Below are 20,641 nucleotides of genomic sequence, written 5' to 3' on the forward strand. Positions count from 1 at the left end.
GATAGAGATATGTTTATCGAGACGAAAACCATCCAAGTGAAGGAAGGGACTTCACAGCTCGTGGTCGACAGGTTCAGCGGAGAGGGAGTCATTGAGAAATCCGAGGGCTTTATTGACTTGAGCATTTGCGTCAAGAAGGTAAGCAGAGGAGATGAAGAAGTCGTCATTCTCATTCGCTGGGAATCTGAAGAAGCGTGGAAGAAATGGGAGACAAGCGAGGCACATATTGAAGGCCACAGACAGAGCCGCGGCAAGCCGAAGCCAGAGCATATTCTGGGATCGCAACACGCTGTGTACGAAGTTAAGGGCATCAAGACTTTTGTAAAAGCATAGATTCTGAGGGTAGCATAATAGTTATCAAGACCTAACTTATAAAAATCCATAAAAAATAAAGGAGAAAACATATTAGACATATATGATATGTTTTCTTCTTTTTATACCATCAAAGCACCCTTTTCTAGAATAATCATATAACTCATATTAGCTGATATTTGTTGAATACATTCCTTACAAAAGGTTGAGGTCTCCTTTTAAGATTGAGTACATATATAAATCATCAAATTTTCCACAAGTATATTCATAATGTCTTAGCAACCCCTCTCTTATAAACCCTTGCTTCTCAACCAATTTTTGCGACGGGAGATTTGCTGGTTCTATTAAAGCCTCAATTCTTTCCAACTGATAGTGATGGTACCCAAATTTAATAACTGCTTCTAATGCTTCACTAGCTATTCCTTTCCCCCAGTAATCTTTGCTTAACTCAAATCCAACTTCAGCTCGATGATGTTTGGTAACCCGATTAAGAAAGCCACAACTTCCTATAATTTTTCCAAAATCTTTTAATGTAATTCCCCATCTAATGCCAGTGCCTTCTTCGATAATAGAGTTATACCAATTAATTTCATCACAAACATCTGGAACGGTTTGGAAAGGTGCTAACCCCATATGTTTCACAACATCTTTATCAGATAAATAGGTAAACATATCATTAGCATCCTCTGTTGATACTTCTCTTAAAATTAACCTTTCTGTTTCAATTATCGGAAGTTCTTGTTTCATTCATTTTCCTACTCTCCATTAAAATTAAATTATTTTAAATACTCTTTTTATAAAACGGCACCCTTTCACTTAATAACAATTATTTCAAAATTCCATGATTTAAGCAATCGAAAGGATAATTGTCCTAAGTTTAAAAAAAGTAACTTTTGTACTTTCGTAAGGGCTTCTTAACCAAGCAACAAATTTCACGGTTTTTTTATTTTGATTTCCTTTATCTATCCACTCTTATACGTAATTGAGTAAAATATTTCCTCTAACCCTCGTCAGAATGTTCCGAAAATCAAGATAATTTGGTATAATTACCCTATAAATTCAGGACTTGTGTCCGATATCAAATATTAGGGTGATGATCCTATTCGGTGCGAACCGTATCACTATTATCGGAGTGAAGGAGGCTGCATAAAAGAGATACGAGTATTTACATGAGGAACACAAGAAATGGAATTTGAAATTATGAATTAGGAGGATAACATGAAAAAGTCATTGTTAATAGGAGCGGCAGCCCTATTGCTTATATCCGCGCAAGCTTCCATACATCCCATCACAGTGAATGCATCTCCACAAGTAGACAAACCCAATATCACCTCAAGCGGTAATGATAATAGTTCAAATCGTGCAACAACGCCGAAGGTTTTGGACATTTCCGGACACTGGGCAGAACACAGTATTATGCAAGCGATCAATAAGGGGTATGTGGAAGGTTATCCTGATGGCAATTTTCTTCCTAATAAGAATGTATCTCGCGCGGAATTCGTAAAGATGACCATCTCTGCTCTGGGAATTGAAGTACGTGAATCGAATGGGAAATGGTATGAGTCCTATGTACATGCGGCTGAAGCAGCCGGGATATATAAGGCTGGTGACTTGGAAGATACGAATTGGATCCAAACGTTGACGCGTGAAGAAATGTCGAAGATGGCAGTGAGAGCATTGGGCATAGATCAAGTAGAGGATAAGCAGTGGATGTACCTCGCAACGAAAAATGGCATTATGTCCGGTACGGCGCCGGGAGAATTAACACTTAAGGGGAGCACAACGCGAGCACAAGCGATTACCGTTATTGAACGATTGCTGTCCGCAAAGAAAGGCGACAAATTAGCCGTCGATAAATATGCTGTTGCTGCAGCCGAGATGTACTGGCACAAAACGAATATTTTCACGGTCGCTGAAGAGATTTTTAATTCTTCGGAGAATGAAAAGTATAAGTACGCGAAACTAGGAATTAACTCTTGGAGTGTCGATAAATTAACTGTCTCTGCACCCAATAAGTCTGTTGTGGGACAAGTAAATAGTCTAACGGCAATTGACTGGAACGATCCCAAGGATCCTAATCGAAAATTGCTTCCAAGTAAGAATAAGTTAGTATGGGAAGTCGGAGGAAAACAAACTCTTTTTTCAGATGATATGAAAGTGTACGTTGTACTCTTAGATTCAAAACTGATTGTAAATGAGAAACCAAAATCATATCCAGTTAATCGATTGTCTCTTGCGATTCAAGGTTTTACCGGGTCACGAAATGGAATAAATAGAGCAACAGCTATCAAGTCACTTGATTCAAAAAAAGTGATATATGGACTTGTAATTCCAAAAGAGAACTTTCATACAAAAGGGGAAATAAGTATATTGGTTGAAACAATGCCACTCAACGCTCCTTTATACAGCAATACTCTTTCTACATCAGTTCTCACTAAATAGAGGAGTGTTACTTTGAAACTAAAAAAAATAATAACTGCTATACTGATTTCACTTCTTCTGGAAATTAATTTTGCATTTATTATCGATTCGATTGCTATTGCTGCAGCAGGAGAGGTGGCAGAAGAGATCGATTATAGTTTTAATAGTGGCGTTGAAGATTATGAAGTGAGCGGTTATTTATATTCTGCTAAATCATCACTTGAAACAACGCCAATCATAGTTCCATCTAAACCGGGGAAAATTATCAAAAAGCTCGAATGGGTAGACAAAGAATCAAAACGAGTTATAAGGTCAGTAAATGGTTTTATTTCAGGAAGAATGAAGTATGAGGGGATAGATGGATTAAAAGACACACTACAAGGAGCAAAGTTAAAAGTAACCTCAAACGAAAACTCTAACTTCGGAGGAGTCTATTATTGGGATCGATGGTCTATATATGATCCAGCAAACTGGGACGGAAAGCATTGGAGAGCGGGTGCAGGACGAGTAAGTGTAGCCGACAGTAGAGGATGCGATGCTAGTGTTCCTAAAGAAAATATACAAGGTCATCTTTTACCGAGATACCCTGGATGTACCGATCCATACTTAGAAGCAGATATTCCTCGATCCAAGCCCTTCATGATCAATGAACCTACTGATCCACTGAACCAAACTTGGATAAAAACAGGTGCGATATCCAAAGAATTGAAAGATGTTACGGCTTCAAATGTTGTTGTGGATGATAGTACATCAATAATGGATGTACATGGGATAGGGGGGACATCTGATCCTAGTACAGTGGGTGGAGAAGTGGCTAGATTAACGGATCTTGATTCTATCACAATCTATTTTAAACAAACCTTCAATAACGATACCTACAATAAATACTGGGCAAATCCAGGGGCCAAGCAGGTCTGGTATTTCTCTAAATTCTTTGTTGACTTCAACTCAGTTACATACCGATACAAAGACAAATTACTTATCGCCACATATGCCGATGGAACATCGGGACTAGAGATTACGGGGAACAAATGTGTTGCACCTGGTGGGACTACACAATTGGTTGCCAAATTAACGAAAGTTGATGGCACCACGTGGGAGCTGAAAAACCATGCTAAACTAACGTGGACAAGCTCTAATGCTAGTGTGATGACCATCAACAATTCAGGTCTGGTTACAGCTGTGGCATCTACCGGAACGTCAATCATAACTGCTCATTTTGCTGACTCCACTCAGGCGTTGGATGAAAAGGCAGCCTTCTCTATGACCGTGGGAACGGGGAACTCCTGTACCGACGATAACAACGGAGGGAACCCTGGTGGAGGGACGGGGCAGTGCAAGTACACGATTGCGGCTCCTTCATCGGGAAGCACAGTAACCGGAAATAAGATGAATCCAGATGTAACAGGAATGATCAAAGCCGACAACCGTGGCAACGAGAAATTCGATGTACTCAGAGGGATTCCAACCTCCGAGAATTTGTATGCTAATGTGTTTGCGAATCAGTATCTATTCCAGAATACGTTTGCTAAAATGTCTGGCAAAGTGAACTATCAGTGCCAGATAGAGGTTACCTATGCTCTGGAGTGGAAGCAGAAGCAACCAGATGTGTGCACGACGAATAAACAAGGGCAGCGTGTGTGTACGCCACAACCGGATTTGACGATGAGAGATACAGAATCCAAGACCTACAGCTTTTCCTTCCAACGTGACTATTCGTATTGGCAGATCAACAACATCGAAGTGTACGGAATTCAACGAGCAAACATGAACAATTACGCACTGCCTAATGGAACAGTAACGCTGCAGCCATCAGGGTACTCAGCCCCTTCTCTTTCAACGGATCACAATTCGGATGCATCGGCTCACGTCAAGCCGAAGGATAGTGGTACAATTTCATTTACACCAGCAACAGTACCAGGAATGTATACAAGGCCGAGTGTGCCAAATGATGAACCACAACTCAAAAGCAGGGCTGAATCACAAACGGGAGAGCCAGAAGTACGAAATGATCTTGTGACCTTCAACGGCACACCGATTATGAGCAATAGCTGGACAACGAAACATGGAACGACACCTGTAAGTATCCCTTCACCTACGATCATTGGTCAAAATGTTCTCTATCGAAGCGGTATGCTTATTAGCAGCAAGCTCGTCAATGCGGCCAACACCCCAAGCTCAGGCACGATCTACTACAATCTTGTTCCCGGCAACATAAATGGCGGCAGTGACAAGCAATTCTCAATCAACGGTATCAATACCGTTACCGTACATACACCTGTTGTGAATTACTCCTCGATTACGGACGATCGTGAACATAACCAAAAGACAACACCGAATTACAATCGTGCCGCCTTGATACTGGATCGGCCATTTACCGTCCGAATGCCTACGAGCGGGCAGCATGTGAACTATCCGGGATACGGAGATCGTGATTATGCGAAATATTTCCGAATGAAGCAGGTATGGTTCCCATTCGATGTCTATACTGCAGATCGCAGCAGATTCATCCCGAAGCGCACGTGGACAGACATACCGGTTAATCAATTAGATACGACATTCTTCCTGCCTGTCTGGGTCGATGAGGGGGATTATTCGGTCTTATACCGCACGATTGCGGAAAATACGCCGGATTCCTTCACGCATCAGCCAACAGCCAATACGAATTGGGAGAACCATGTAGCGACCCATGAAATCGCGGTCGAGGTCATTGGCAGGGTGTACGATTTCCACGTGACGGACATTATGGACTTCAATTGGGAGACGGTATTCCGCAAGCAGAAGGGAAGCAGTGAACCTACTGGAAACTCCTATTGGGTGGGGCGCCAAGGGATTGACGGAGAAGCGCGCGGCAATGCCTTTCCTTATGAGCTTCCTGTCCGCAAAGGAAGCCATCCAGATTCCTCGTATAAAAATGTAGCGGTGAAGACAGGATATGCGTTCAAGTTCGACCTGAAGACAAAGGGGAATATGTTCGGCTCAGGAGATGGCATCCATCTTAAGCCTACCTTCTACTTCACGGACAGCAAGGGGCAAAAGCGTCAGGAAGTAGACGTCTATTACCATACTGATGAACGGAAATTTATTCGGATTGGCTCAGCAGAGGACAAGGTAAGGCGGAGTATGGAGCTTAATGCGCGACTTCGTAATGTTCCAGAGCAGCGCATCTTAGATGCAGCGGGTGCCTTCTATGAGCTGTTCGCCAGCAGCATATCGACAAGCCGTCAAGCTTACATCGGGGAATGGGCAAGGGCAGCGAAGAAACCGACGACAATTGGCAGCTACAGTGATCTCTTCCTGCCGTACCATGTCCGGACATTTATGGGGCCGACAAGTGTGCCAACTGGAGTCTCGGAAGCACGTGCATCTTCGTCGATTCAACAGTGGTATGGAGAATACAATCTGCCCGCGAAGCTGTATATCGTGCCGAAGGGCTTTGATTTATCGAAACAGTTCAGCTTTAACGACAAGGCGCCATTCTTCCTGCGCGATGGGTTCCTCATCGTGAACGTTGATATAGAGACGGTACGGGACGGGCAGAAGGGGAAGCCGCATTTGCAATACATTCAAGCACCGCTCACAAATCAATGGAAGCGGGAGGGTTCCCGCCCGCAATTCACAGATCCGTATGGCGTTACGTTCCAACTAAAGGATGGGGATGTCATGTTCTACCGAGCGGATCAATCATCGGTTGATGATTTTGGAGTAACAGGAACGCATTAATTCGGCGATGTATCTTGGGTGCACAGCGAGAGGCAACAGCATCGCTAATCATAGTTGAACGACAAATAGTTGAAAGACAAAGACCCGTAAGACGGACGCTCTGCAAAATAGTGAGCTCCTCTTGCGGGTTATTTTCTTTACGGGGTCCGAAGATTGTCTTCTAGGCTATTTAATCTGCAGGAAATTGATAGATTGTATAGTAGAACGGCTGTGGTATATTTTAGTTTGCCCATACCTTGTATAATTTTACCTAACTGAAATGTCGATATTAGGAGGAATGCTTCACTATGCAGCGATGGTTAGGCAAGTCATTGAAGCGCAAGTTATCGATAATGTTGCTAGGTGCCATCCTTGTGCCATTGTTGTCACTGGGATTTGTATTGTACAGCATTGCAGCGATGGAGGCCGAAGAACGAACGAAGCTGTCCAGTCTGGGGCTGCTGGATCAGATCAAGACCAATCTGGAGTTCATCGTGCAGGACGTTGAGAATATGTCCATTTTCCTAATTGCGCAGGAGGACATCCAGCGCTATCTTGCGTCCACGAATCAGGGCAGCGGGCTGCAAATTAAACTGATGGGATTCTTATCGAACTTTGCTTTTTCCAAATCATACATCTCCAACATCTCCATCTATCCAAACAACGGCAATCATACGCTATCCAACACGACGATCTTCAACAACGGACTCTTCACAGACAACAAGAACACGAACATCCAACAGGTAAAGGATAAATGGTGGAGCTCTCTCTACACGAACGTGACAACGAACGGAGCAGAGAAGGTCATTTCCTTCGTGCGGCCGATAGGGAGCACTACGACTTATCAGCCTAAGGGGATGCTATCCATCAGCATAAGCGAAGCAGCGATTGCTGATTTTATGATGAAGCCGGCTCTGGGCAGTGGAGAGAGTTTGCTGCTTGTTGATCGGGACAATCGAATTCTCTCGGGTACGATCCGGGATGGTCTGTCGAAGTCCGTGACGGAACTGCTTCCGAACTGGGATGCACCAGGGATGCAAGAGAGACAGGGCTTTGTCACCTATGGGGAAGGGAAATACAAGAAAACAATCGTGTATACGACAGTTCCGCATGTAGACTGGCGTCTGCTGGCAGTGATTCCTTATGAGCAGTATCAGGCGCAGAATCAATATGTCGTAACGATAACGGCCATGACGATTGGACTAGCGATGGTTATTATCGCAGGTATCGTGCTGTTCCTTATCATGCGGGTGACGAGGCCGCTGCAGACGGTGGCAGTCTCCTTGAAGGGATTTCGGCCCGAGGAGGATGTCATTGCGCTTCCGATTACCTCATCTGATGAAATTGGCATGCTCGTGCATAGCTATAACAAGCTCGGAGAACGTGTCCATGTGCTGATGGAAGAGGTGAAGCGGCATGAATCCATGAAGAAAGAAGCCGATATGCAGGCGCTGCAGGCGCAGATCAACCCTCATTTCTTATACAACACGCTGGCATCCATCCATTGGATGGCGCTCATGAACAAGGATGCCACGATTGCGCAGATGGTCGGGGCATTAAGCGATTTCTTGCGCTTCAGCTTGAATAAGGGGAGCGAGTATTGTCAAGTCACGCAGGAGGTGCTTCATGCGCAGCACTACGCATCGATTCAGCAGATTCGGTATCCGGATCAATTCGACATCACGTTCCACATTAGTCCTGAGCTTGAATCGCAGTGGATGCTGAAGCTTCTTCTTCAGCCGCTGATCGAGAATGCAATCATTCATGGAATACTTGGCAAGCGATCAAAAGGCCGAATTACGGTAATTGCACAACACACTGCAGATGACTATATACACTTCACGATTGAAGATTCCGGACAAGGGATGCCGCAGGGACAGTTGGACGCACTCCTTCAGCAGATCGAACTTCCATTAGACCAGACACGAAAGCCAGAGCACAGCTATGGGCTGCGAAATGTGAACCAGAGGCTCAAGCTGCATTATGGGGAGGCATCTGGGTTGCAAATTCAGAGCGTAGAAGGTGGGGGGACGACCGTATCCTTTATGATTCCTTTTATCGAAAAGGAGGTTGAAAAACAATGAAACTGCTAATCGTGGATGACGAGGTTATTATTCGTACAGGCATTCATCAAGTCATTGATTGGTCTGCGATCGGGATCACTGCTTTGCTGCCTGCTGCATCGGGAGAAGAGGCATGGCAGCAGATTCATCATGAACAGCCCCATATCGTGATGACGGACATTCGAATGGGGGCGATGAGTGGGTTGGAGCTGGCGTCCCTAGTGAGAAATCAATATCCAGCAACAGAGGTAATCATGCTGTCTGGGTATGATGACTTTGCCTATGCACAGCAAGCGATGCGAGTAGGAGCGCAGGATTACATCTTGAAGACGAGCCGTCCAGAGGAGATCATGGAGGCGGTCTTGAAGGCGAAGCAGAGATGGGAAGCAAGACAGCAGCACGATCGGATCGGACATTTGAATGTCCATCTGCTCAAGAAGCAGCTGCTGGAACAGCTGTTGACGGAAGGAATGCCGGAAGAACAACTTGCACGCGGACAAGTATTGGAGCTTCTGGAGCTTAAGGCGGAGAGCACAGCATATCAGGTTATTTTCCTTACTGTATCTGGTTGGAAAGATGAACAACTGCTGCTGTTCGCAGCTTCGAATATTATAGGCGAAGCATTGCTGTGTGATATCTTGCTTCGTCCCAATCACATGGTTCTATTATGGAAGCAGAAGACGGAGTATGAGCAGACGAGAACGCTCTCTTCGACGTTCGCCAATTGTGAGAATCTTCTGAAATGCTCGATCTTCGCGGCATTCGGATCTATTGTTTCTCACTATGAGAAGATACGGCAATCCTACGTGGAAGCCGAGCGAGCATTGGCCTATGCGCATATCGTTAGCGATAGAAAGGTCATCCAGTATCAAGACATTCAGCATCGAACAGGCGGTAGAACGGTATGTACACGAGAGGAAGAGAATGAACTCGCCACGATATTAACACAAGGCAATCGGGCGACGCTGGCACACTGGATTCAAGAGATTGTGAAGGCGCAAGTCATAGATGAACAGACAACACCTGAATCGCTTCTGGCCTATTTGCAGTCTATATTGGTGTCAGCCTGCCGCTGGCTGGAGCGAATGGTGCCCGAAGAACGTACGCTCAGTGAATTTCGGCATCGTCTTCTGCCGAATCATGAAGTAGAAGCGGGATTGTATCGCGCCTGCTGCGCCATCATGGAACGCTATCAGCAATACGATGAACGGAATCGCGCGAATTCCTATATTCAGCGTGCGATGTTCTATATTCGAGAACATTTGCATGAGAGTCTCTCGCTACAACAGGTAGCTGCTTATGTGCATGTGAATCCGAATCATTTCAGTGAGGTGTTTAAGCGGGAAGCCGGCATGAATTACATTGACTTCGTAACATTGGAGCGAATGGGGCTTGCGAAGGAACTGCTAACGGGATCGGAGCGGAAGATAAGTCAGGTAGCAAGCGATTGCGGCTACGAGGATGTGAAATATTTTTGCAAGCTGTTCAAAAAGCATATCGGTATGTCCCCCTCTCAATATCGGCAGCACAACTGAAAAAAGTCCCCCCTTTCTCCGAAGAATATCACCTGCTTTACCAATGTCTTTCTTTTATAGTGGTACCTAAGAGATATCGTTCATAAAAGTGCGACACTTCCACAGTTAGTGTACAGCGTGGATAGAGGGCCGATGGTACTGTTGGGCAAACACTTTTGTGAAAAATGAACTTGAAGTCATGAGGAGGGCTGTACATGTTGAAAAACAAAATGCGTTGGAGCCAAATGGTTATGCTTGTGATGATGCTTACATTGGTGCTGGCAGGCTGCGGAGGTGGATCGACATCCCCATCAGATTCGAGCTCAGGGGCGAAGGTAGATCCGAAGAGTAAGATTCAGCTTACTTTGTGGCATAACTTCACTGGGGAAGATTTGCGCGCCAAGGCGATGCGGGGGATCATTGAACAGTTCAAGAAGGATAACACGAATGTAGACTTGCAGATTCAAGCAATTCCACCGGATGCGTATCGCCAACGATTGAAAGCGGTTGCGGCTGCAAATGAGATGCCGGACGTATTCATTATGCATCCGGGTACGATTGCCAAGGAGTTCTCAGCTGCAGGCTTGATTCAGCCGCTTGATGGATTGCTTGATGCGAATAAGGATTGGAAAGACGGCTACATGCCGAACTCCTTCGATGACTTCACGTTTGACGGGAAAATATACAGTGCGCCAATGGGACTGTCTCCAACGTCTATTTTGTATTACAACGAGAAAATACTAGCGGATAATGGCCTGACTGTACCGAAGACTTGGGATGAATTATTGAACGCAGTTAAAACGCTTAAATCCAAAAATATCATTCCAATCGCGCTTGGCAATAAAGCTCCATGGCTTGCACAATCCAGTATTCTCAGCTCGCTGGCAGATCGCGTGACGGGAACTGAATGGTTTAACAAGGCGGTTGCACAAAACGGAGCGAAGTTCACAGATCCTGAATTCGTGAAGGCGCTTGAGCATTTGCAGGAGCTTGCTACGGTTGGTGCGTTCCAGGAAGGCTTCAACGCGATCGACGGGACACAAATGGAACAATTGTATTCACAGGGCAAAGCCGCGATGATCATTGAAGGTGGATGGGCGGTAACGAATCTAGTCGCAACGGCGCCTCAAGAGGTACTAGACGCCACAGGCGTTGCTGTGCTGCCATCCATTCCGGGAGGTAAGGGAGATCCGAACTCGGTGTCCGGCGCGATCGGGGTTGGACCTGCGCTGAGCAGCAAGGTAGAAGGCGATAAGAAGAAGATAGCGGAAGAACTCATTCTGGCACTGGCTGGTCCGGAAGCTCAGAAGACAACATTAGAGGCGAACCAGCTCGTCAGCTTCAAGGTAGATCTCGATAAGAGCAAAGTGAACGCATTGTTCGCCAAGCTGTACGATCTCGTGAATCAAGTGAAGCGTACACCTGTCTATGATGCGAAATTAACGTCTGGAGCAACAGAGGTCGTCAATAATGGCTTGCAGGAGCTGCTTCTCGGCGGGAAGGCGGAAGATATCGCGAAGAAGATTCAGGATGCGCAGGAGCAAGGGTTGAAGGAGTAGTTTGTGTTTGGACGTAAGGCCATTACTGACCCTACTTACGTATTGGGATCATGCAGCCTAACAAAAGAAAAGGATAGATGACTATGACCGCTGCATCGCGAGCGCGGATGTTTATCATGCTTGGCTTGCTGCCCGCGCTTCTTATTTATTTGGTGTTCGTCGTCATTCCGGTAATCTGGTCATCGTATTATGGCCTGTTTAGCTGGAAAGGCATGGGCGATATGAAGTTCATTGGATTGAAAAATTATATAGAAGTTTTAAGCGATCCAATCTTCTGGGGCTCATTCCGCAACAATCTGTATATCGTGGCTTATTCTGTATTCGGTCAAGTTCCAATTGCCTTGCTGCTGGCGCTGCTGCTCGTGCGCAATCGCTGGTTCGAGAAGTTCATCCGCGCTTCGGTATTCATGCCGATGGTGCTGTCCTCGGTCGTGATCGGCTTAGTATGGGGATATATCTATCATCCTCAGATCGGGATATTGAACTTCCTTCTGGATTCGCTCGGACTGTCTTCTTGGAAGCTCGGCTGGCTATCCGATCCGAAGGTGGCAATTCTGTCGATTGGACCGCCGATCATATGGAGCAATATCGGGCCGTATCTAATCTTATTTATCGCAGCATTGCAAAATATTCCGAGCGAAGTGAACGATGCGGCCAAGCTGGATGGTGCTGGAGGGTGGAAGAAGCTGTCCCTCATTACACTGCCGATGATTTGGGGCATGATTAAGGTGGCTGTTATTCTATGCATCTCGGGAAGTTTGAAAGCCTTCGATCTCATCTTTATCATGACGCACGGCGGTCCGGCACATTCAACTGAGCTTCTGGCCACGTATATGTACAATAACACGTTCAATATATTCCGATATGGGTATGGGAGTGCCGTATCGACATCTATTGTCATTCTAAGCTTAATCCTGATTGTAGTCAGTCAATTGCTGATGAATCGGAAGAAGGATGCGCTCTAAGTAGAGGAAGGACTCGAACATGATGAGTAACATAGGAGCGGATTTCGATCAGACACGATCATGCTTCGATGTTGCCACTTATAAGTCCAAGAAGATAGGAGGAGAGGAACATGGGGAACCAACCCGTTCAACAGCTTGGCCGCATGCCTTCCTCTACAAGGAGACGCGCTTCCAACCGGGTGTGGAAGCAGGGGGTGGCCGGACTGGTCTGGTTGCTGCTAACCCTGTATGCATTATTGACCCTGTATCCATTGCTATGGCTGTTCATCAGCAGCTTCAAGAGCAACGAAGAGTTTTTCTCCTCTCCATTCGGCATGCCAAGCGAGTGGAGATGGGATAACTTCGTTCGAGCATGGGATGTAGCGAGCATGAATGTTGCCTTCGGCAATTCTCTGGCTGTTACGGTAATTTCACTCGTGTCCACCCTGCTGATCGGCGCACTTGCAGCCTTTGTATTGTCACGATTCAAGTTTAAGTGGAAGCCGTACATCATGGGATTGTTCCTGCTCGGGATGCTCATTCCGATTCATAGTACACTGGTTCCACTGTTCATTATGATGAAGCAAATGTCCATTCTCGACACCTATGCGGCGCTTGTACTGCCTTATACAGCATTCGAACTGCCAGTTGCGATATTTGTCCTGTCCGCGTATATGACCTCCTTCCCGAAAGAACTGGAGGAAGCCGCATTGATCGATGGTGCAGGATATACAGGGATCTTCTTGCGGGTTATTCTGCCGCTGTCGATGCCGGCGCTCGCAACCGTGTCTGTACTAGGCTTCCTGCGCTTCTGGAACGACTTCGCATTCCCGCTCGTCTTCATTAGCAATCCGCTGCTGAAGACATTGCCGCTCAGCCTCTCCATCTTCGCGGATGGCTACGGTACGGACTACAGTCTGACGCTGGCAGCACTTAGCCTGTCGGTCGTTCCGACGATTATTATGTACTTGATCTTCCAAGAGCAGATTATGAAGGGGATGCTGGCAGGGGCAGTGAAGGGGTAACAGTGGGGAAAGCATCAGGTGATTTGTATAACTGGCTAATTTAAACGTAACAATCCGTACCGCCAACGAATTTCGTTGGCGGTATTTGTGCATGCTTCATGGCTGTTGGTTGCAGAAATAAATGTAAATGAGTCTTGCCGAGGGACAAACGCTGCTTGACTTATGTGAATGCCTAATTATTTCTGCTTGGGCAAAGCGCCGTGTCTATCCTTGTTCTCCATCATACTATGTTGTGTACCTAGAGAAAGGAGGTCATCTCAATGGGTGAATTTGCTGGCAGAGGCTGTGGATTTGGAGGCTTCACGAGCACAGGCGCAATCTTAGTTCTGTTTATCTTGTTGGTTATCATCTTGTGCTCTTGCTCTATATAATACGATAGGATTGAACAATATCGTTACCGACTTCAATGATCGACATCATCGTGTTTATGCCTTGCTGATGAAGCAAGGCTGTTTTTATTTAGTAGGGAATAGCTCGCGTTGATTAGTACGGGAAACCTTGAATCGCTGCATCCCGTAGTCTGTACTGCATTTACTAATCTGTACCGCTTGTACTGTGCCTTTTATATGATGCACTTTTCTTTTCTCCCACGACATTTACTACATTTACTAGAGTATGCTGGCAAGTCCGAAACCGACTGAGCAAAATGGATGTGTAAGCTACACCCATTTATGTGGCGGTGATCAATCATTTCAACGAGAGCACAAATCTGTACAACAGGATGAATTGATCCGGAAGATTATTACTTTAATTACGCTTACAGTCCTGTGAGAGATTATGTCTCATAGTCATGGCAAAAGAAAAAGCATCCTTAGCAGGGGAATATCTATCCCAGGCTAAGGATGCTTGCAGGTTATCGCAGTCCGTTTTCTATTCTATGGGTGCATATTGTGAAAGCAAATGATTAATCTTCGAATAACTCATCCATCAGCTGGTCGACTTCTTTTCTGCGTTCTTCTGTAGCTTGTTTGTCAATCGTGATTACATTTCCGACAATATGAACAACATCTCCAACCTCAGCTTCTGCAGGGAGCAGATGCTTCGGATATTCGATGGTATGTCCATCTTCTACTTCAATGGTTACGATATCACATTCAATCTGGTCGATTACCCCTTGAATCAATGTTGTTACCTCGCCTTCTCAAATGTTATTGACTTTCCGTCACTTATTGAAATGACAGTGCCCTCTTTATCAGTTCGGAACACTTTGACATTGGCTTTCTTAAGGCGTTTCATGATGACATCTTTCGGATGATTATATTTGTTATCCTTGCCAACGCTGATTACCGCATACGTTGGATGAATTGCTTTTAGGAACTCAGCTGAGGTAGACGTATCCGACCCATGGTGGCCGACTTTGTATACATCTGCTTTTAAATTCGCACCGATGTTGACCATGTCGGTTTCGCTTTTGCGCTCAGCGTCCCCTGAGAATAAGTACGATGTATTTTTGTATGTAACCTTAAGAACTGCGCTCCATGCATTTAAGTCCTTTCCATAATCTCCGACTGGAGCAAGGAACTCAGCTTGTACGCCATCGAGCGGGAGCACGACCCCTGCTTTTGCGGATTTGATCTTGAGTTTTTGCTTTTTGACCGCTAATAGGAAATCCTCATAGGTCTTCGTTGTGTGAGATACTCTGGGCGCATATACGGATTTGGCTGGAATCGCATTAAGCACGGTATCCAGACCACCAATATGATCGGCGTCAGGGTGAGTGGCTATGACTGCGTCAAGCTCTTTAACCCCGTACTGCTTCAAATATTTGACCACGTTCTCACCTTGACTGTTGTCCCCTCCATCAATTAGGACATGTTGTCCCTTGGGCGTGCGAATTAGGGTTGAATCTCCCTGACCAACGTCCAGATAATATACTTTCAATACGTCTGACGATTGCGTCTTAGGCTTCTCTTGCTTGGGCTTCTCTTGCTGGATGTTTCCTTGAGTTTCCGTACTAGTTGGTGTGCAAGCTGTCAGCAATACGACCAAAAGCAGGAAAGGTATGTATAGTTTCTTCATAGATGCCTCCTTCTCCTATTAACAATATTATCATATTGCAATGGGGGATAGGATGGTTGATGTTGGTCTCTTTCTTGTTGTTGCTGCCACCGCATAACATGAAAAGTTAACGAGGAACGCCGACAAGTGGAAAATAAAAAGAAATCGCTAGCAAAAGGCGACAGCTTGGCTTGCAAAGCGTGTTTTAATCTTGAACCTGGATGAACGCTTTCAGAGGAGTAGTGGTAGCTCTTAATATTCTGAAACTTAAATATGTGATAGGATGGAAAAAAAGAATTACTATTAAATGGTTAAAATGATTAAAAAAGTAATATATTGTTTAGACAACGTATATGTTGATAGGGTAATCTGTGAAAGATTAAATCACATGAGGAGTGACTGAGTTGAAAAAGTATTTAGCGGTAGTTATAGCGGCATTTATGTTTTTCTCTGTATCAACTAGTGTATTTGCAGCAGCAATAGGCTCACAATTATTGCAACCTGAAAGTGGATGGAAAAGAATAGATGATCATGATTCCGCAATAAAATTAGAGAGTAGTAAACCATGGGCAGTTGCAGACAAAGATTCGAGGGGAATACTAGGAGAACCATATAGATACACAGTAGACGCTAATGCAAAAGTTTCTTTTTCTTTCTATGGAACTAAGTTTAGACTGTTGCATAGAACGTATAATACCAGTAGAACAGCGAAAGTAACGGTAGACGGCGTGCCAGAAACATACAAGTTGGCTGAACACGGGAATTCTTTTGCGGTCCTAACGTATGAAAAAACAGGACTATCAAAAGGGGAACATACAGTAGAAATAACATACATTGATGATAATAGATATTCACCTACAATGGATGCAGTCGACATTGATGAAGACGGGTACATGATTGATAAGGATGCTCCGTTAAATTTGAATGCTCTTGCTGGAGATCGACAAGTAACATTAACATGGAAAGCAGTACAAAATGCTAGCGAATACATCGTATTACGTTCCACAACAAAAGGCGGCCCTTATAACCCGATCGCCAATACTACAGTAACAGGGGCAACGTATGAAACATACACGGATACGACTGTATTAAACGATATTACATATTTTTATGTAGTAAAATCCGTTGTAAATGGTGTTAAGAGTTATGATTCTAATGAAGCATCAGCCACGCCAAAAGCAGTTGAAGTTACTGGAGAAAGAGCATTGTTGACAGTAACTATGGTTACCGGACTTGAAAAGGAATTTGACTTAAGCATAGAAGAGGTAAATGCATTCATCACATGGTACGAAAATAAACAAGCTGGATCAGGAACTGCATCTTATGCTATCAACAAGCACAACAATAACAAAGGACCATTCAGCGCACGAAAAGACTATGTTATCTTTGATAAGATCTTAACGTTCGAAGTAAATGAATATAAGACTAAATAATATTAAGGCCGCTCTTATGGGCGGTTTTTCATTTTTTCCAAAAAGGATGGATTATTTACCGGCTCCATCTCCTTCAGAACAAACTAAACAACCGTTCCCCAGTGGATACCGGGAAACGGTCGCAGCATAAGATGCATTACTAATTCTGTCTACTTGCTAGTGATATGGCGTTTAACAATGCCTAATTTAATGATATATTTACAGCTTCAACAGCATGTATATAGGTTGTGTCAAATACAGGTACTTTGGAATCCTCCGGATTTACCAATAACCCGATCTCCGTACAACCTAATATAATTCCTTCGGCTCCTAGTTCAATCAATCCCTGGATCACTTTTTTATAGTAGTCTCTTGATTCTTGATGAATTTTTCCCAAACATAATTCTTCATAAATAATCTTATTGATAAGTTCTCTTTCATCGGCATTTGGTACAATAACTTTTATCCCATTCAGCTCTAAGCGTGATTTATAAAAATCCTGCTCCATCGTATATTTGGTGCCAAGCAACCCAATGGTTCGAAGCCCTTTTTCTTTAATTCGATTTGCCGTTGCATCTGCTATATGTACAATGGGGATATTGATTTTGGATCGGATATCATCTATAACTTTGTGCATCGTATTCGTACAAATAACGATAAAATCAGCTCCTCCTTTCTCCAAAGAGCGAGCAGCGTTAGCTAATACTTCACCGGCTTTTTCCCAATTTCCTTCTGCTTGGTACTGTTCAATTTCATCAAAATCGACGCTGTATAGAAGGCATTTCGCTGAATGCAGCCCTCCCAGTTTTCTTTTTACCTCTTCATTAATTATCCGATAATATTCAACCGAAGACTCCCAACTCATTCCGCCAAGCAAACCAATTACTTTCATGTTGCCCCTCCATTCAACCTTTTGCCACCCGTTCAACCGCATTTAAATTTCTAATTGAACGGTGAATGAACTGATTTATGTATGCTACTATGGTTCTATATTATAATATTGAAAAGAGAAATCATAAAGGTGACGATAAATCCTAGTATACGTAAAAACTTGTCGTCGACCTCCAATAGCGTAAAAAGTCTTGGGGATCGACGACTAATTATACAAAGGAGCTATAAAGGGAAAATCATTGATATTGAAAGGAATCAATGAGATGTTTGTATGTTCAGATTTAAGAAAATATGGGTTGTTTGTTTACATGACTGTTTCTTAGAATGGGCGTAGCGACGGCATTTTTGGGGTATTGAACGTACCAATGAGGAATTGAAGTTTAAAGAAGCTGCCGCCAATTGAACGGGGCTTTTTGTGTACCGAGCCCCTGTATTCCGAATGTTCGAACGCTCTTTCATATCTCCGATTCTTTATGTGTACAAGTCACTACATTTATTCTGGAGCAACAGTAATATAAGTAACTGAGAAAGGCATACTCTATTTTACACCCTCTCTATGTCCACAATCCACTTAGATTAAGTTTTCTTTATAGAATATTACATTAATGTTTAATAATCGACAAAATATTAGTCCTATTGCACTATATACCAGAAGATTGATTAATTGGTAATATTTTGTTAAGAGTTCGGCCGACTCATATTGCATTTGGAGGTGAATGTATGAGAATAAGAAAAGTAATAACAGCCTTGATTACTTCCGTGCTACTACTAACTTTTGCACCATCTGCTTTTGCGCAAAAAGGTGTTGCAGATACCTTTGATACTGCAATTGAGGTTGACCTTGGCTATGTGCATGAGCATGGGGGTTACCTCGACGCTCCCGATGATCTCGATTTCTACCATGTAAAGAACACTACTCCAGGCATGCGTACAGTAGCAGCGTTATTTACCCCACCTAATAGTGGTGGCACGTATGATCTGATGTTTATTGTATTCAAAAATGACGGACAAGTTATTTCGTTCAAAGATGAGGGCAACTACGGTAGTCCTGCAATACCGCGTTTTCTGACAACCACTATTAATCCGGGTGAAGACGTGTATGTATTAGTGCGAGGGAGATACCCTTCGGATTATGATCCTAACACACCGTACAGACTGGTAATAGACACTCGCCGTTAGATGTTATTAATAAAAAAAGCACCTAAAGGTGCTTTCAGACTGTCGACAAATGCCTCAGGTTACATGTGTAACCGGGGCATTTTTTCAAAAAAAAAATGGTTTTCAGAGCTTGAAAATAGAGAAAGGTCCTTTTTTCCTCCACATCCAATTCGCCAGTTTTTTGAGGTTCATGGCACTGAAAACAAGCATCGTCTGCAAGGCCACTTTTTGAAGTCCTCGTAAAGTGGTCCATCGCATGCCATGCTTTTCTTTGAGATCGGCGAAGACACGTTCAATCGTTTCTTTTCGTTTAGCATATAACTGTTTGTTCTCCGGTGTGTGCCTAAGATGGTCAACCTCTTCCACATACCTCGCCCAGACATGACGGGTCACTCGCTTGATCACGTCTTTGCTCTCCGTGCACTGGCTCCGTAACGGGCAATTTCTGCAAATACTCGGATTCGAACGGTATTGCTTATATCCTTCCCGGGTTGTAGTCTCATAGATTAACACCTGACAGCCGGACAGAGATAACAATCGTAATGCTCATCATAGACGTATTCATGCTTCCGGAAGAATCCGTCCTTCGTATGTGGACGGGTGTAGGGCATAACGGGGCGAATCTGCTTATCCAGCAACGTTTTACAAATGTGTGGGGTCTTGTATCCGGCATCTGCAGCTACCGCTTGGGGGCAGCCAAAGCTATCTGCAACTTCTTTTAAAACCTCAAGCAACATCTTGCTGTCGTGGACATGAGCTCCTGTGACCTTTGTTCCAAGGATAAAGCCATTTCGGTCGCAGGCAGCATGCACCGAATAGGCAAAGGTTTGCTCTTTCTCATTTCTCACAAACCAGCCGCTTTCCGGGTCGGCTGTGCTGACTTTAACTTCCTTGACAGCAGCTTCAGACTTTTGGGGCAGTGGCTTCTTTCCGTGCATTGCCCGGTTCCGATTCAGTTCCGCTTTCAACTCAGTCTGGTACCTTTTCGGCTCTTGTTCCACCATTTGCTTGATGTATTTCTTCTTGTTAGCGTTGGCTTTTACGTGTGTCGCATCGATGAAGAGTACGGAGGGATCCACTAAATTATGGCGGCAGGCCTGTTTCAGGATCTGGCTGAAAATCTGCTCGAAAATGTCGGTATCCTTGTAGCGACGCACATAGTTTTTGCCAAAGGTACTGAAATGAGGAATGGAACGGGTAAGTCATAGCCGAGAAACCAGCGGTAAGCCACATTAGTTTCGATTTCACGAATGGTTTGGCGCATGGACGATGCCGAATAGATATTGAATGAAGACCATCTTAATGAGAACCACCGGGTCAATGCTGGGCCGACCCTGATCTGCACTGTACAGGTCTTTTACCAAGTCGTAAATGAAGGAGAAGTCGATGACTTCTTCAATTTTACGAACCAAATGATCTTGGGGAACCAGTTCGTCTAAAGCAACAACCGCAATCTGATAGCGGCCATCTTCCATTTCCTGATGAAGCATGATTTTCACCTCGTTCACATTGTTCTCTTATGTATTCGACAAAAAAAGCGTGTAGACCTTGTATCTAAAGATACTTTGTCTACACGCTGGAACCTCAACAGATGTTGGGGTCTTTTTTTGTATTTCCATATTTCCGTTGACTTCCTTAAAAT

15 protein-coding genes and 1 pseudogene are annotated in these 20,641 nt (G+C 44.3%); 11 read left to right on the forward strand and 5 right to left on the reverse strand.

Annotated features, from left to right (window positions below):
• Positions 1-9 precede the first annotated feature (9 nt).
• The gene (locus ABN764_RS00135) at positions 10-333 is read left to right on the forward strand and encodes an antibiotic biosynthesis monooxygenase family protein (protein ID WP_044353517.1); all 324 of its coding nucleotides are present in this window, start codon (positions 10-12) and stop codon (positions 331-333) included.
• Between the two features lie 174 nt (positions 334-507).
• Here ABN764_RS00135 and ABN764_RS00140 read toward each other — a convergent pair whose 3' ends face one another.
• The gene (locus tag ABN764_RS00140) at positions 508-1,059 is read right to left on the reverse strand and encodes a GNAT family N-acetyltransferase (RefSeq protein WP_446670599.1); all 552 of its coding nucleotides are present in this window, start codon (positions 1,057-1,059) and stop codon (positions 508-510) included.
• A gap of 471 nt (positions 1,060-1,530) precedes the next feature.
• On the opposite strand from ABN764_RS00140, the gene ABN764_RS00145 reads away from it, so the two are divergent.
• The 8 genes from ABN764_RS00145 (at position 1,531) to ABN764_RS00180 (ending at position 13,911) form a co-directional block, all read left to right on the forward strand.
• Positions 1,531-2,754, forward strand: a complete 1,224-nt coding sequence (locus tag ABN764_RS00145) for an S-layer homology domain-containing protein (protein WP_446670600.1) — start codon at positions 1,531-1,533, stop codon at positions 2,752-2,754.
• Between the two features lie 12 nt (positions 2,755-2,766).
• Positions 2,767-6,456 (forward strand): DUF5704 domain-containing protein, encoded by a 3,690-nt coding sequence (locus ABN764_RS00150; RefSeq protein WP_446670601.1) that lies wholly within the window; start codon positions 2,767-2,769, stop codon positions 6,454-6,456.
• Positions 6,457-6,743: 287 nt separating this feature from the next.
• Positions 6,744-8,519, forward strand: a complete 1,776-nt coding sequence (locus ABN764_RS00155; protein ID WP_446670602.1) for a cache domain-containing sensor histidine kinase — start codon at positions 6,744-6,746, stop codon at positions 8,517-8,519.
• Positions 8,516-10,033, forward strand: coding sequence for a response regulator transcription factor (locus ABN764_RS00160; protein ID WP_446670603.1), 1,518 nt, complete (start codon positions 8,516-8,518; stop codon positions 10,031-10,033). The genes ABN764_RS00155 and ABN764_RS00160 overlap by 4 nt, the downstream gene beginning before the upstream one ends.
• A gap of 194 nt (positions 10,034-10,227) precedes the next feature.
• Positions 10,228-11,571, forward strand: coding sequence for an extracellular solute-binding protein (locus tag ABN764_RS00165; RefSeq protein ID WP_446670604.1), 1,344 nt, complete (start codon positions 10,228-10,230; stop codon positions 11,569-11,571).
• Positions 11,572-11,654: 83 nt separating this feature from the next.
• The gene (locus tag ABN764_RS00170; protein ID WP_446670605.1) at positions 11,655-12,536 is read left to right on the forward strand and encodes a carbohydrate ABC transporter permease; all 882 of its coding nucleotides are present in this window, start codon (positions 11,655-11,657) and stop codon (positions 12,534-12,536) included.
• Between the two features lie 110 nt (positions 12,537-12,646).
• Positions 12,647-13,540: a carbohydrate ABC transporter permease gene (locus ABN764_RS00175; protein WP_139295441.1), complete on the forward strand. Its 894-nt coding sequence runs from the start codon at positions 12,647-12,649 to the stop codon at positions 13,538-13,540.
• A 260-nt stretch (positions 13,541-13,800) separates the two neighbouring features.
• Positions 13,801-13,911: a YjcZ family sporulation protein gene (locus ABN764_RS00180; protein ID WP_268627053.1), complete on the forward strand. Its 111-nt coding sequence runs from the start codon at positions 13,801-13,803 to the stop codon at positions 13,909-13,911.
• A 533-nt stretch (positions 13,912-14,444) separates the two neighbouring features.
• Here ABN764_RS00180 and ABN764_RS00185 read toward each other — a convergent pair.
• Positions 14,445-14,663, reverse strand: a complete 219-nt coding sequence (locus tag ABN764_RS00185) for a DUF3006 domain-containing protein (RefSeq protein WP_028532574.1) — start codon at positions 14,661-14,663, stop codon at positions 14,445-14,447.
• A 5-nt stretch (positions 14,664-14,668) separates the two neighbouring features.
• The gene (locus ABN764_RS00190; RefSeq protein ID WP_446670606.1) at positions 14,669-15,559 is read right to left on the reverse strand and encodes a ComEC/Rec2 family competence protein; all 891 of its coding nucleotides are present in this window, start codon (positions 15,557-15,559) and stop codon (positions 14,669-14,671) included.
• Positions 15,560-15,942: 383 nt separating this feature from the next.
• On the opposite strand from ABN764_RS00190, the gene ABN764_RS00195 reads away from it, so the two are divergent.
• The gene (locus ABN764_RS00195) at positions 15,943-16,971 is read left to right on the forward strand and encodes a fibronectin type III domain-containing protein (RefSeq protein ID WP_446670607.1); all 1,029 of its coding nucleotides are present in this window, start codon (positions 15,943-15,945) and stop codon (positions 16,969-16,971) included.
• A gap of 181 nt (positions 16,972-17,152) precedes the next feature.
• On the opposite strand, the gene ABN764_RS00200 is transcribed toward ABN764_RS00195, so the two are convergent.
• Positions 17,153-17,842 (reverse strand): aspartate/glutamate racemase family protein, encoded by a 690-nt coding sequence (locus ABN764_RS00200; protein ID WP_446670608.1) that lies wholly within the window; start codon positions 17,840-17,842, stop codon positions 17,153-17,155.
• 719 nt (positions 17,843-18,561) lie between these two features.
• Between ABN764_RS00200 and ABN764_RS00205 the strand changes: the two genes are divergently transcribed.
• Positions 18,562-19,020 (forward strand): hypothetical protein, encoded by a 459-nt coding sequence (locus ABN764_RS00205; protein ID WP_446670609.1) that lies wholly within the window; start codon positions 18,562-18,564, stop codon positions 19,018-19,020.
• 102 nt (positions 19,021-19,122) lie between these two features.
• On the opposite strand, the pseudogene ABN764_RS00210 reads toward ABN764_RS00205, so the two are convergent.
• Positions 19,123-20,489 (reverse strand): annotated as a pseudogene (locus ABN764_RS00210) (IS1182 family transposase).
• Between the last annotated feature and the right edge of the window lie 152 nt (positions 20,490-20,641).

The sequence above is a fragment of the Paenibacillus wuxiensis genome, from assembly GCF_040195695.1.
In the GTDB taxonomy this organism is placed as follows: Bacteria; Bacillota; Bacilli; order Paenibacillales; family Paenibacillaceae; genus Paenibacillus_B; species Paenibacillus_B suaedae.